The sequence below is a fragment of the Chryseobacterium sp. MA9 genome, assembly GCF_024399315.1.
Lineage (GTDB): Bacteria > Bacteroidota > Bacteroidia > Flavobacteriales > Weeksellaceae > Chryseobacterium.
The window spans coordinates 3,932,819-3,947,723 of record NZ_CP075170.1 but is presented as its reverse complement, the minus strand read 5'-3'; the positions used below and the strand labels follow the sequence as shown (position 1 = coordinate 3,947,723).

At 36.8% G+C, this 14,905-nt stretch carries 11 protein-coding genes and 1 riboswitch; of the genes, 1 reads left to right on the top strand and 10 read right to left on the bottom strand.

What is annotated here, in order from left to right; genetic code table 11:
• Positions 1-11: 11 nt before the first annotated feature.
• The 7 genes from metF to KIK00_RS17990 form a co-directional block, all read right to left on the bottom strand.
• Positions 12-971, bottom strand: a complete 960-nt coding sequence (gene metF / locus KIK00_RS18020) for a methylenetetrahydrofolate reductase [NAD(P)H] (protein ID WP_123320601.1) — start codon at positions 969-971, stop codon at positions 12-14.
• A 7-nt stretch (positions 972-978) separates the two neighbouring features.
• Positions 979-3,639, bottom strand: a complete 2,661-nt coding sequence (gene metH, locus KIK00_RS18015; protein ID WP_255813708.1) for a methionine synthase — start codon at positions 3,637-3,639, stop codon at positions 979-981.
• A 1-nt stretch (position 3,640) separates the two neighbouring features.
• Entirely contained in the window at positions 3,641-4,732 is a 1,092-nt protein-coding gene (locus tag KIK00_RS18010) for a fatty acid desaturase (protein WP_255813707.1), read from the bottom strand.
• Between the two features lie 82 nt (positions 4,733-4,814).
• On the bottom strand, positions 4,815-5,825 hold the full coding sequence (locus KIK00_RS18005) for a homocysteine S-methyltransferase family protein (protein ID WP_255813706.1): 1,011 nt from the start codon (positions 5,823-5,825) through the stop codon (positions 4,815-4,817).
• A 36-nt stretch (positions 5,826-5,861) separates the two neighbouring features.
• Complete coding sequence (locus KIK00_RS18000; RefSeq protein WP_255813705.1) at positions 5,862-7,022, bottom strand: O-succinylhomoserine sulfhydrylase; 1,161 nt, start codon at positions 7,020-7,022, stop codon at positions 5,862-5,864.
• A 120-nt stretch (positions 7,023-7,142) separates the two neighbouring features.
• On the bottom strand, positions 7,143-8,681 hold the full coding sequence (locus tag KIK00_RS17995; RefSeq protein ID WP_255813704.1) for an ACT domain-containing protein: 1,539 nt from the start codon (positions 8,679-8,681) through the stop codon (positions 7,143-7,145).
• 5 nt (positions 8,682-8,686) lie between these two features.
• Positions 8,687-9,625, bottom strand: coding sequence for an alpha/beta fold hydrolase (locus KIK00_RS17990; RefSeq protein ID WP_255813703.1), 939 nt, complete (start codon positions 9,623-9,625; stop codon positions 8,687-8,689).
• A 66-nt stretch (positions 9,626-9,691) separates the two neighbouring features.
• Positions 9,692-9,798, bottom strand: a riboswitch (SAM riboswitch).
• Positions 9,799-9,986: 188 nt separating this feature from the next.
• On the opposite strand from KIK00_RS17990, the gene KIK00_RS17985 reads away from it, so the two are divergent.
• Positions 9,987-12,602 carry a glucosidase gene (locus tag KIK00_RS17985; RefSeq protein ID WP_255813702.1) on the top strand — a complete coding sequence of 872 codons (2,616 nt, stop codon included), beginning with the start codon at positions 9,987-9,989 and terminating at the stop codon, positions 12,600-12,602.
• A 71-nt stretch (positions 12,603-12,673) separates the two neighbouring features.
• Here KIK00_RS17985 and KIK00_RS17980 read toward each other — a convergent pair whose 3' ends face one another.
• The 3 genes from KIK00_RS17980 to KIK00_RS17970 form a co-directional block, all read right to left on the bottom strand.
• Positions 12,674-13,093, bottom strand: coding sequence for an OsmC family protein (locus KIK00_RS17980; protein WP_255813701.1), 420 nt, complete (start codon positions 13,091-13,093; stop codon positions 12,674-12,676).
• A gap of 90 nt (positions 13,094-13,183) precedes the next feature.
• Entirely contained in the window at positions 13,184-14,506 is a 1,323-nt protein-coding gene (locus KIK00_RS17975; protein WP_255813700.1) for a DUF58 domain-containing protein, read from the bottom strand.
• 80 nt (positions 14,507-14,586) lie between these two features.
• On the bottom strand, positions 14,587-14,892 hold the full coding sequence (locus KIK00_RS17970) for a four helix bundle protein (protein WP_255813699.1): 306 nt from the start codon (positions 14,890-14,892) through the stop codon (positions 14,587-14,589).
• Positions 14,893-14,905 lie beyond the last annotated feature (13 nt).

The following is a 14,905-nucleotide window of genomic DNA, read 5'->3' as shown; positions in this document are numbered from 1 at the left end:
TGATACTTTTATTAGAATAGCTCACCGGCTACTTTTTTGATGTTATCACTCTTTCCCATTGAGTAAAAGTGCAGAACAGGAACTCCGAAATCCAGAAGCTCTTTGCATTGTGCAATGGCCCACTCTACTCCGATCTGCTTTACAGCTTCATTGTTTTTTGCGTTCTCTACCTCATTGATGAGTTCTTCGGGAAGGTCTATTTTGAATACTTGCGGCAGGATTTTCAAATGTTTCTTTGTTGCAATAGGTTTGATTCCCGGAATAATCGGAACTGTAATTCCCATTTCTCTTGCTTTCTGAACGAATTCTATATACTTTTTATTGTCAAAGAACATTTGAGTAACAATATAATCTGCTCCGGCATCTACTTTTTGTTTCAACCATTTCAGGTCGTAATTCATGGAAGGTGCTTCCATATGTTTTTCCGGATATCCTGCAACACCAATGCAGAACTTATTCAATTCATCACAAACCTGCTCTTCATTATGAAGATACTTCCCTCTTCCAAGGTTATTGATCTGGTCCACAAGATCCATAGCACTAGCATGTCCTCCCTGAGTAGGCTCAAAATACTGATGTCCCTTCATAGCATCTCCTCTTAGGGCCATTACATTATCAATTCCAAGGTACATACAGTCTACCAAAAGATATTCTGTTTCTTCTTTCGTAAAACCTCCGCAAAGAAGATGAGGAACAGTATCCACATTATATTTATGTTGAATAGCAGCACAAATTCCTAAAGTTCCCGGACGCATTCTTGTAATACGACGTTCCATGAGGCCATTTCCTTTGTCCAAGTAAATATATTCTTCCCTTGATGTCGTAACATCAATGAAAGGTGGTTTGAACTCCATCAACGGATCTATATTTGTGTACAGGTCTTCAATCCCGATTCCTTTCTGTGGTGGAACAACTTCTAAGGAGAATAAAGTTTTTCCATTTGCGTTTTTAATGTGTTCTGTTATCTTCATGTCAATATTAATCTGCTAAATTGGGTGACAACCATTTTCTTGCTTCCTGGATGCTACAACCTCTTCTTGCTGCATAATCTTTAAGCTGGTCTTCTGTAATTTTTCCTAATCCGAAATATTTGGCATGCGGGCTTCCAAAATAGTATCCTGAAACAGATGCTGTCGGGAACATCGCAAGGCTTTCTGTAAGGAAAACGCCTGTATTTTCTTCTACTTTCAGAAGATCCCAGATGGTTTTCTTTTCCAGATGGTCTGGGCAAGCCGGATAACCTGGTGCCGGACGGATTCCTTTATATTTTTCGGCAATAAGCTCTTCGTTGCTTAAACTTTCCTGATTGGCATATCCCCAGTATTCTGTTCTTACTTTTTTGTGTAAAAATTCGGCATAGGCTTCTGCAAAACGGTCTGCCAGGGCTTTCACCATGATAGAATTATAATCATCATTGGCTTTTTCGTATTCATTGGACAGTTCATCGGTTCCAAATCCGGTTGTTACACAGAATGCTCCCACGTAATCTGTTTTTCCAGAGCTTTGAGGGGCGATGAAATCACTTAGAGCGAGATAATCTTTTCCTTTTGATCTCTGAGCCTGCTGTCTTAAGGTTAAAAACTTCGTCTGCTCATTATTATTTTCATCAAAAATTAATATATCATCAGATTCGTTGGAATTCGCTTTAAAAATTCCAAAGATTGCTTTTGCTGTCAATAGCTTTTCATCTAAAATTCTCTTTAGAATAACCTGGGCATCTTTGAATAATTCTTTCGCCTGAGCTCCTACTACCTCATCTTCCAAGATATTAGGATATTTTCCATGGAGATCCCAGCTTCTGAAAAACGGGGACCAGTCGATAAAAGGAAGAAGTTCATTCAGATCCTGATTTTCGATTACTTTTATTCCTACCATATTCGGAGTGAAAATATCTTCATTTTCCCAATCAATTTTAAAATGATTTTCTCTTGCCTCTTGAATGGATACATAATCTTTATCTACCTGTCTGTTCAGAAACTTTTCTCTGAAATCAGAATAGTCATTCTTTAGATCCGAAACATATTCTTTATTTCTGTCACCCAATAATGAACTTACTACGTTTACTGCTCTTGATGCATCATTCACGTGAACGACTGCATTTTTATATTTTAAATCGATTTTCACAGCGGTATGTGCCTTTGAAGTTGTAGCACCACCAATTAATAAAGGAAAATCTAAGTTTTGTCTTTCTAATTCTGAAGCGATATACACCATTTCATCCAAGCTTGGTGTAATCAGTCCGCTTAATCCTATTACGTCTACTTTTTCTGCAATGGCTGTCTGGATAATCTTTTCGGCAGGAACCATTACTCCAAGGTCAACAATTTCATAGTTGTTACAACCCAGAACAACGCTCACAATATTTTTTCCGATATCATGTACGTCACCTTTTACTGTTGCCATTAATATTTTTCCATTAGCCGGTCTTGATCCGTCTTTTTCTGCTTCAATGAAAGGCTGTAAATAAGCTACGGCTTTTTTCATTACCCTTGCAGACTTTACTACCTGAGGCAAAAACATTTTTCCACTTCCGAATAAATCTCCTACTACTCCCATCCCGGTCATCAGGTTAATTTCGATAACATGAAGTGGCCGCGCAGCTGATTGTCTTGCTTCTTCTACATCTTCTTCAATAAAACGGTCGATACCTTTTACCAATGCATAGGTAATTCTTTCCTGTAATGGATTGTTTCTCCATTCTAAGTCTTCGGTCTTTTCTTTTTTGACCGATTTGTGTTTTTCTGAATAGTCAAGAAGTCTTTCTGTAGCATCTTCTCTTTTATCCAGGATTACGTCTTCTACAAGCTCAAGTAATTCCTTATTGATTTCATCATAAACTTCCAGCATCGCCGGGTTTACAATACCAATGTTCATTCCTGCCTGAATGGCGTGGTAAAGAAAAACAGAGTGCATTGCTTCTCTCACAGTATCATTTCCACGGAAAGAGAAGGAAACATTACTCACTCCTCCACTCACGGATGCATAAGGAAGATTTTGTCTTACCCAGCGCGTAGCTTCAATAAAGTCGATGGCATTTCTTCTGTGCTCATCCATTCCCGTTGCCACCGGAAAGATATTCAAATCGAAAATGATATCTTCTGCCGGAAAGCCAAGCTGGTTGACTAAAATATCATAAGAACGTTTTGAAATTTCAATTCTTCGGTCAAAACTGTCAGCCTGCCCTACCTCATCAAATGCCATTACAATGACTGCAGCTCCGTATCTTTTAATTGCTTTTGCATGTTTGATAAATTCTTCCTCACCTTCTTTCAAGCTGATAGAATTTACCACACATTTTCCCTGAGCTACCTGAAGACCAGCCTCCAGAATTTCCCATTTGGAAGAGTCTACCATGATCGGGATTCTTGCGATATCCGGTTCAGAGGCAATTAAGTTCAGAAATTTGATCATGGATGCTTTTCCATCAATCAATCCATCATCAAAATTGACATCCAAAATCTGGGCACCTCCTTCTACCTGATGGCGGGCAATATCCAATGCTTCAGAGAATTTTTCCTCTTTGATCAGTCTTAAAAACTTTTTAGAACCGGCAACGTTAGTCCTTTCACCAACATTGATGAAATTACTCTCCGGCGTTATGATAAGAGGCTCAAGGCCTGATAATCTTAAATATTTCATTTTATTCTTCTAAAATATAGTAGGCATTATTGGCATTCTGCTTCAATAAATCCCTATGCTTGCTTAAAGCTGTAATCAACGGAAATCTTTTGTAAGCTAAACCATGTTCTTTAGCAAATTCCTCAATTTCCTCTGTGATCTCATTGTAATACATATAACTGTAATTGGGAAACAAATGATGGGCTACATGAAAATTGAAATTTCCCAACACATTTCTTACTAACCAGTTATTTTCTTTTAAATCATTGGTCACTTCAAACTGATGACGAAGCCAGCTGAATGGAAGACCTTTTTCTTTATTTAATTTCGGAAAGGCATTATCAGGAAGCGGATGCAAAGGCAGTAAAACAAACAATGCAAAAATACTTGCTGAAATTACCTGTAAAAACCACGCTCCTAAAGCCAATCCTATTGATACTTTAAAGAACACCACAGGAACCACAATCTGATAAAAGAAATAGAACAGCTTATAACTTATCATTTTCACTTTTTCAATAACGGGTATTTTCCCCTGGGTTTTCAAAATCACTCTTTCCTTATCAAAGAAGTCTCTGAAGTCTCTTATAAACATCCAATTGAACAAATACAACGGATATACTAAAAAGAAGAACTTATCCTGATACTTCTGTACTCCTTTCGCTTTGATCCATGGTACAATTAAAAGCAATCCGCTCTGTTCGATATCTGTGTCCCATCCGTCTACATTCGGGTAAGCATGATGGCTTGCGATATGTCTTTTTTTCCAGATATAGGAATTGGCTCCTATAAAATCAAAAATGTGAAGAACCAGCCCGTTCAGTCTTTTACTTTTATAGATATTGTTATGAGCTGCTTCGTGGATTAAGTTTAAATAAATTAAAACCAAAGAAATTCCCATTAAAACAAAACTCAGAATATAGATCCAATGTTTTTCGGCATTCACAAGAGCCAAAAAATATAAACCAATATAGACCAGCGGCAGAATAACCGCTTTGATCTGAATGTAGATATCTCTGTTCTCAGAAATGGTTTCTACTCTTTGGTTCACTTTCTTTCTCAGCTCATTAAATAATCTGACATCCTCCGAATTTTTTAAATAAATTGGCTTTTCCATATGTTTAACTTTGTGGTTTACTTAAAGTTAACATTTATATTTCAGCCTTCATTCTTGATTTTAATTAAAAAAATCTATCAAATCACACAAATTTCTTCAATTTTCTTGGCTCATATTTCTCTACCAGCTCAGCAATCGCTTTAATATGTTCAGGAGTTGTACCACAGCATCCTCCGATAATATTGATCAGTCCTTTTTCCACATATTCTTTGATCTGTCTTGCCATATCTTCAGGAGTTTCATCATATTTTCCGAAAGCATTCGGTAAACCTGCATTCGGATAAGCTGAAACGTAGAATTCTGAATTATGAGCCAGTGTTTCAAGATAAGGAGTCAGCTGATCTGCTCCCAATGCACAGTTGAAACCTACGCTTAATAAATTCAGGTGGGAAACTGAAATCAGGAAAGCTTCTGCTGTCTGTCCGCTCAATGTTCTTCCGGAAGCATCCGTAATGGTTCCTGACACCATGATTGGGATTTTTATTCCTCTTTCATCCTGCAGCTCATCAATGGCGAATAAAGCAGCTTTTGCGTTCAAAGTATCAAAGATGGTTTCTACCAAAAGGATATCTGAACCTCCGTCAAGCAGTGCTTCACATTGTTGTTTATAAGCTACTCTCAATTCTTCAAAAGTGATGGCTCTGTATCCGGGATCATTCACATCAGGACTTAAACTTGCCGTTCTGTTCGTGGGCCCGATAGATCCGGCTACAAATCTCGGTTTATCCGGATTTTTCGCAGTGTACTCATCACAGGCTTTTCTTGCAATTTTTGCTGACTCGTAATTCAGGTCATATACAAGGTCTTCCATATGATAATCTGCCATTGCGATTGTAGTTCCTGAAAACGTATTGGTTTCAATGATGTCTGCTCCTGCTTCCAGATACTTCTTGTGAACTTCTTCAATCGCCTGAGGCTGAGTCAGAGAAAGCAGATCATTGTTTCCTTTTACCGGATGTTCCCAGTCTTTGAAACGCTCTCCGCGGTAATCTTCTTCTTCGAATTTATATCTCTGAAGCATTGTTCCCATGGCTCCGTCAAGAATTAAAATTCTTTCGGATAAAGCTTTATATAATTTTTCTGAATTTTTCATTTTTATCTATTTTGGCTAAAGTCCTTTATTATTGAGTTAATCCAAAGCCTGCTTAAGATCTGCAATAATATCATCTACATTTTCCAAACCTACTGAACAGCGAACCAATCCTGCGGTAATACCTACTTCATTTCTTTCTTCATCTGACAGTTTGGAGTGTGTAGTGGATGCCGGGTGAGTAACGATCGTTCTTGTATCACCTAAGTTAGCAGACAGCGAACACATTTGTATCTTGTCTAAAAAGTTTCTTCCTCCTTCTATTCCTCCTTTTATTTCAAATGCTACGATATTTCCTCCAAGCTTCATCTGTTTTTTGGCTACTTCATAACTTGGATGGGATTTCAGGAAAGGGTATTTTACTAATTCCACGTTGGGATGGCTTTCTAAGAACTCAGCTACTTTCAATGCATTCTCACAGTGTTTTTCTACACGGATAGCCAATGTTTCAAGGCTTTTTGATAATACCCAGGCATTAAAAGGAGATAATGCAGGTCCTGTATTTCTTGCGAAAAGATAAATTTCTCTGATTAAGTCTTCTTTTCCTACTGCTATTCCTCCTAGCACTCTTCCCTGGCCATCAATCAGTTTTGTTGCTGAGTGTACAACAATATCTGCACCGTATTTGATTGGCTGCTGAAGATAAGGTGTTGCAAAACAGTTATCTACAATAAAGATAAGATTATGTTTTTTCGCGATCTGTCCGAAGAATTCAAGATCCAGAATTTCAATAGCCGGATTGGTAGGAGTTTCAAGATATAAGATCTTTGTATTGGGCTTGATGTACTGTTCTACATTTTCTGCATCTCCTGCTTTGAAGTAAGAAGTTTCAATATTCCATTTCGGGAAATACTTAGTAAATAAAGTATGTGTAGATCCGAAAACTGACTGGCAGCTTACGATATGGTCTCCAGCATTCAATAAAGCAGCAAATGTAGAATAAATAGCAGCCATTCCTGTAGCAAAGGCATATCCTGCTTCCGCACCTTCCATCTTAGCAATCTTATCTGTAAATTCTGTTACGTTTGGATTAGAGAAGCGGCTGTATAAATTTTTTGGTTTTTCTTCTGCAAAGCTTGCTCTCATGTCTTCCGCATCCTGAAATATAAAACTGGAGGTAAGATATAATGGTGTAGAATGCTCATCAAACTGGGTTCTTTCAGTCTGGGTTCTTATTGCTGATGTTTCAAAATTTTCCATATAGTTTTAATTTGTCAATTTACCAATGTATCAGTCTAACAGTGCAACAATGATATTCTTTGCTATGCTCAGAATGACAATAATCAATATTGGTAAACTGTTAGATTGTTACATTAAATATTATTTCGTTTCACTTACTCTTAAAATATCTCCGAATACTCCTCTGGCTGTTACCTGTGCTCCGGCTCCGGCTCCCATGATAACGATAGGATTTTCACCATAGCTTTCTGTGTAAATCTCAAAGATTGAATCAGAACCTTTTAATTGGCCTAAAGCTGAAGTTGCCGGAACAGAAATCAGTTTTACATCTAATTCACCTTTATCTTTCTGCAGATCACCATGCAAATCACCTACATATCTCAATACATGCCCAGGTTCCTGATTTTCTTTTATTTTCTGATACTCTTCGTCCAATTCTTCAAGTCTGGAAAGGAATTCTGATTTTGAAACCTCGAGCAGACTTTCCGGCACCAGATTTTGAATCTTTATATCTCCGAATTCATTGATTAAGTCTAATTCTCTCGCCAGAATCAATAGTTTTCTTGCTACATCATTACCTGATAAATCTTCTCTTGGATCAGGTTCTGTGTATCCTTTTTCTAATGCTTCGTTGATGATGGTTGAGAATTTATCCTCTCTCAAAGAAAAATTATTGAAAACGTAGCTCAATGTTCCGGAAAATACTCCTTTGATTCTTGTGATATTTTCTCCTGAAAGGTGTAATAATTTGATGGTGTCAATTAATGGTAAACCTGCTCCCACATTGGTTTCATACAAATAACGTCTGTTGTTTTTATTCAACGTATATCTTAGTTTTCTGTATTCTTCAATCGGAAGGGTATTAAAAATCTTGTTTGAAGAAACCAGATCGAATCCGTTTTCTGCCAACGCATGATAGTTTTTCACAAAATCCTTACTTGCCGTGTTATCTACAACGATAAGGTTCTCTAGTTGATTTTCATTTGAGAAATTAATTAGCTCCTGAACACTTGAAGGATGTTCTGCTGTCAAAACCTCATCACTCCAATTCGCATCAAATCCTTTTTTGTTGAAAGCTATTTTCTTTGAATTGGCTACTGCCACTACTTTAAGATCTATTTTCTTACGTCTTTTAATCTCTTCAGAAGATTCTAGTACCTGCTCTATCAGGGTTTTTCCTACATTTCCGTGTCCGATGATCGCCAGATGAACGGTCTTTGGCTTTTTGAAAATTTCAGATTCTATGATGTTTTTTGTTTTTTCATCCTGTGAAGAAGTTACTACGATGTTGACTCTGTTTTCTCCTGCCACCTGATTCAAAAGCAATGGGAAAACATTGTTTCTTGCCAGTTCAGCAAAGACTTTATTGAAATCTTCTGCTACAAAACCGATAACAGAAACATTATTGATACTGTAAATCTGGGAAACTTTTCCTGATTTTCTTTCTGCTTCAAATTCATCAATAAGACATGCTACTGCTTTTTCTGCATCATTTTCCTGAACCAGGATAGAAATTCCGTTCTCTACGGCTTGCTGGGAAATTACTCCTACACTGATGCGCGCTAAAGTAAGCGCTTTAAAAATTCGTCCGTCAATTCCGATTTCTCCCAGGAAATCTTCTCCTTCAAATTTGATGATTGATCTGTTCTTCAAAAATTTTATTTCGTTAGCATTTTTCATTACTTCTATAAAATGTTTTTAATGATATTATTTAATTGTTGATATTCCATTAGGAAGGCATCATGCCCGTGTATAGATTGGATCTCGTGATAAGAAACATCCTTATTTTTCTCTTTTAAGTTTTCAAAACACATTCGGATTTCAGAAGCCGGAAAGAATAAGTCTGTATCTACAGAGATCATGTGCATTCGTGCCTGTATGTTCTCCAGTGCTGTTTCATCAGCATTTATATTCATCAAGAGATGATTCATCAGCCTGTAAGCTTTTAAACTAAACCTTTCGTTTAGTGCGTTACCATGATAAATCAACCAGTCTTCTGATTCCAGGCGTTGTTTTTCCTGATTATATTGGTTTTGAAATCTGTCATTGAGCGACTGTGGCGTTCTGTAACAAAGCATAGCATGAATTCTTGCTTTCTGTAATGGTTCCTCTTTATCATTCAATAAAAATTTCTGAACCAGGCATTGTGCATGAAGCCAGTCGTGTGTTCTATAATCACAAGCTATGGGAATAAATATTTCTGCGAGGTCCGGCTGCTTGGCAAGCATTTCCCAGGCAATCCCTCCTCCCAGAGAGCCTCCAATAATGGCATATAGGTTTTTGATATGTAAAGCTTCAAGTCCTTTCAGAAATATCGCAGCAATATCCGAAGGCGTGAAATCTTCATAGTCTTCAATTAAAAAATCGTTATAACCGTTTCCGGGTATGTTGAAACACAGAACTGTATATTGATCAGTATCAACAATCTGCTTTTCTCCTACCAATTGTTTCCACCAACCTTTTTCTCCGGATACATCTGAGTTTCCGGTAAGTGCATGATTGATTAAAATAATGGGTGCTGTAAACAGATCTTTCCCAAAAAGCTGATAGCTTAACGGGATATGGTATTCCTTTTGGGAATTGGTTTGATACGAAAGATTTATATAGTTTAGTTCTGTTTTCAATTCTATTATATTTTAATACAAATACAATTGAAAATGCCACAGGAAATGGCTGAAAAGAACTTCAGTAAGTTATCTGTCCAAAATACTTTGGTAGAACGTAGCACCTTCTCTGCTTGCGCAAAGGGTTGCTAAGGTTTCATAGGGTCTAATCCCTCAACCTTTCTTGATAACATTTTCAATATTTGAATGAACGAATGGTGCAAAGGTAGTTCTTTTCTTTTAATTTCAAAAAAAAATTATTTTAATATTTAAAAAAGCCCTTAAATACAAGTATTTCAAAACCATATTAATAATTGTTCAGATGAAAAAAATTGGAATTATTTTTCAAAAAAACTAACTTCGTATGGAAAAATGATGAGATATGACCGCCGAAAAAGAAAGATTACAAGATTCCAAATGGAAAAACTGGGGACCTTATGTAAGCAACCGACAGTGGGGAAATGTACGTGAAGATTACAGCTCAAACGGGAATGCCTGGGATTTTACCAATCATAATAACGCCGAAAGCTATGCTTACCGCTGGGGAGAGGAAGGCATAGCTGGAATTTCTGATGTAAAACAGTTGTTCTGTTTTGCTTTTTCATTTTGGAACAGGAAAGATAAAATGATAAAAGAACGGTTCTTCGGATTGAGCAACCCACAGGGAAATCATGGTGAAGACATCAAAGAAATATTTTATTATCTGGATAATACACCTACTCATAGCTATATGAAAATGGTGTATAAATACCCAATCAATGAGTTTCCTTATGATGAACTTCTTACTGAAAACGGAAGACGGAGTAAAAAGGAGCCGGAATATGAGATTTTCGATACCGGAATTTTTGATAACGATGAATATTTTGATATTTTCATTGAATACTGTAAAGCTGATCACAATGATATTCTGGCCAGAGTAACTGTCTGTAACCGAAGCCAGCATGATGCTCCCATTGTAGTGGCTCCTACTGCCTGGTTCAGAAACAACTGGAAATGGGGATACAATACTTATAAAGGAGAACTGAATGCTTCTCATGACGGAAGTATTAACATTGGACATGACAGTATTTCTATCAAAAAAATCTATTCCCGAAACTCAAATGCACAAAGCATATTTTGTGACAATGAAACAAATACATCCAGACTTTACGGAACTCCTAAAACGGAGAATATGTATTTCAAAGATGGCATCAATAATTTCATTATTCGTCAAGGAAACACTGTAAACCCTGAAAAAAAGGGTACAAAAGCTTCTTTTCTGATTGATGAAATTGTAGAAGCAGGAGAATCTAAAATTTTTGAATTCAGATTATGTCCTGATGAAACAGATGAACCTTTTGAAAATTTTGATACTATTTTCAATACGCGACAAGCGGAAGCTGAAGAATTTTATAACGATATTCAGAATGATACCGTCAATGAGGATGAGAGAAATGTTCAGAGACAGGCTTTTGCCGGGCTTCTCTGGAATAAGCAATTCTATCATTACAATATTGGAAAATGGCTGAAAGGTGATCCTAACTTTGAAGCTCCGAGAAATTTCAATGAATATGTACGAAATACGGAATGGAACCACCTTCACAACAAGGATATTATTTCCATGCCTGATAAATGGGAATATCCATGGTATGCTACCTGGGATCTGGCATTTCACTGTGTACCTTTTTCTATCATAGATGCAGAATTTGCCAAGGGACAGCTTTTATTGCTTACCAAAGAATGGTACATGCATCCCAACGGACAGCTTCCTGCCTATGAATGGAATATGAGTGACGTGAATCCGCCTGTACATGCATGGTCATGTTTCCGTGTTTTTAAAATTGATGAAAAAAATAACGGAAAGCCGGATTTATTATTTTTAGAAAAGGTATTCCAGAAGCTGCTGCTGAATTTTACGTGGTGGGTGAACCGAAAGGATAAAAACGGTAAAAATATTTTCGGAGGCGGTTTCCTTGGTCTCGATAATATTGGAGCTTTTGACCGGAATATAGAACTTAAAGACGGTCAGCACCTCGAACAGGCAGACGGAACAAGCTGGATGGCCATGTATGCATTGAATATGATGCGAATTGCTATGGAACTTGCCCAGTATTATCAGGTGTATGAAGATATGGCGATCAAGTTTTTTGAACATTATCTTTATATCGCTGAAGCTATGGAAAACCTGGGTGAAGGAACGAAAGGCCTGTGGAATGAAGAAGACGGTTTCTTTTATGATGTATTACAGCTTGGAAACGGAGACAGTGTTTCTTTGAGATTAAGAAGTATTGTAGGTTTGATCCCATTATTTGCTGTTGAGATAGTGGACCATCGTCTATTGGAAAAGATGCCGAATTTCAGAAGCAGAATGGAATGGATTTTAAAAAATAAACCGGAGCTTACTAAACTTGTTTCTCACTGGGACGAGGAAGGCCATGGAAGAAAACACCTGATGAGCATCCTCCGCAAAAACAGACTGACAAAGGTTCTGACCAGAATGCTTGATGAAAATGAGTTTCTAAGTTCTTACGGAATCCGTGCCATGTCTAAAGTATATGAAGAAAATCCTTTTGTTTTCTCCGTGCATGGTAATGAAAATATGGTTTATTATACTCCTGCAGAAAGTGACAGCCGAATGTTTGGCGGAAACAGCAACTGGCGCGGACCTATTTGGTTTCCTATCAATTTCCTGATTGTGGAAAGCCTTCAGCGCTTTCATTATTATTATGGAAACAGTCTTAAAGTAGAACTTCCAACGGGTAGTGGAGATAAAAGAAATCTTGATGAAGTAGCTCAGAATATCAGCAAAAGACTTTGTTCGATATTTTTAAAGGATGAGCATGGGCAACGGGCTTTCAATGGAGGTAATCCAAAGTTCAATTATGATGAACATTTCAGAGATTATATTACGTTTTTTGAATATTTCCACGGGGATAACGGCCGTGGTGTAGGAGCTTCCCATCAGACCGGATGGACTGCCACTGTGGCAAAACTAATAAAACCAAGACTTACCTTCTAATGAGCAATAGGTAATAAGTAATAAAAAAGCCGGATGAATCATCCGGCTTTTTCTATGTTTTAAATAAGAGATTAAATTTTCTCTCCATTCACGTATACTTCATATCCGATTTCTACATTCGGTTCTAAAGTTTTTGATACGGAACAGTATTTTTCAAAAGATAATTCAGCAGCTTTTGATGCTTTTTTAGGATCAATTTCACCTTCTAAAAGAAATTTTACATTGATAGTCTTGAAAGGTTTCGCATCGTCTACCTGTACTCTCTCTCCTTCCACCTCTGCCTGAAAGCCTGTAATGTTCTGACGTTGCTTCTTTAAAATAGAAACTACATCAATTCCGCTGCAGCCTGCCACAGCCATCAGTACACTTTCCATTGGAGAAACTCCTTTTGCTCCCGGCTGGGAAGTATTATCCAAAAGAATAGAATTTCCCTGAGCATTTGTACATTCAAATAAAAAATCGTCGTTTATTCTGTTAAGTGTAATTTTCATTGCTTATTGCTTATTGCTTATTGCTTATTGCTTATTGCTTATTGCTTATTGCTTATTGCTTATTGCTTATTGCTTATTGCTTATGCAAAGTTATAAAATTCCTCTTGCTTTTATCTCCAGATATTTATTGATAACGTCAATATTCAAATTTTCCGGAAGTGTATATACGGTATAGATTCCATACTTACGAAGTTCCTGAATGATCAATTTCTTTTCAAACTCAAATTTTTCAGCAATGATCTCATCATAGATTTCCTGCATATTTTCAGGATTTTTGTTAATCAGCGTCTGCAGTTCAGAATTTTTAAAGAATACAACTACCAGCAAATGGTTTTTAGCAATTCCGCGAAGATATTTCAGCTGTCGGTTGAGCCCGTCCAGTGTTTCAAAGTTGGTAAAAAGCAGAATTAAACTTCTTTGATTGATGGAATATTTTACATCCTGATACAAACGGTTGAAATCACTTTCAAAGAAATCTGTCTTAATATTATAAAGTGCTTCAGAAATTTTCTTCAACTGTCCGGATTTGTTATCAGCAGCAATTTTATTTTCTGCTTTCTTGGAAAAGGTCATCATTCCGGCTCTGTCTCCTTTTCTTAAGATAATATGTGACAATGCCATGGTTGCATTGATGGAATAATCCAGTAAACTTAATCCGTTGAAAGGCATTTTCATGGTTCTTCCTTTATCAATCAGCATAAAAATACGCTGAGATTTTTCATCCTGAAACTGGTTTACCATCAGACGGCTGGTCTTGGATGTTGCTTTCCAGTTGATCGTTCTGATATCATCACCGGGAACATATTCTTTGATCTGCTCAAATTCCATAGTGTGTCCCAACTTTCTGACTCTCTTGATTCCGCCTAATAAAAATTCACTCTGAATGGCCATAAGCTCATATTTTCTGAGATGAATAAAGGATGGATAAGAAGGAAGCATAGCATCTTTCTGGAAAATAAATCTTTTTGAGATGAAGCCCAATGGTGATGATGCATAGACATTTAAACCTCCGAAATGATATTCTCCTCTTTCTTTAGGTTCTAATGAATATTGAAAGAAGGTATTCGCTCCTGAAACGATCTGTTTTTCGATCAAAAAATCTCTTTTCTGAAACTGGAACGGAATTTCATCAATAATTTTAGTGGCTATGGTAAAGCTGTAATTATTTTTAATATCAATTTTCACAAAATTCTCATCTCCGTTGGACAGTTTTTCCGGCAAAATTCTTTGAACCTGTAATGCATTCTTTTGATTAAAAAGCAACAGAAAATCTACCATTACCGCAAGAAAGCAAATCAGGAGCGCGATATGGGCTACCCACATCAGCACTGGAAAGAAAAATGTCAGGACATACAGAATCCCCACTCCGATGAGCGTAAAAAAGAAACGTGTATTGATGTATAAGTTTTTCATTGGTTAGGTTGCAGGTTGCAGATGCAAGGTTTTAGGTGGTCGTTCATTAGCTTTTTCACATTCATTATTATTGTAGGGAATTAATGAGCCCGTTCAACATTTTGGATATTTCTATAATTAAAAAAATTAAGATTTTTTGAAATAATTAATTGTGTTTCCACTTCTGCACAACTGCCTCTTGATATTTTTAAAAATTGCAGATAATCAGGTTTGCTTCTTCTCGAGTTTCCCTCAGCAATATTGGAGGGTATAGAAACAGCCGCCCTCCTTATTTGTGATATTAATCCGTAGATTTCGGTGTTGGGAAATGTTTCAGTAATCCTATAAATTTCAGTAACAAAAACAATAGACTTCTGCCAAACTAAAAGCTCTTTAAAATTTGCCATATGTAATATTTTG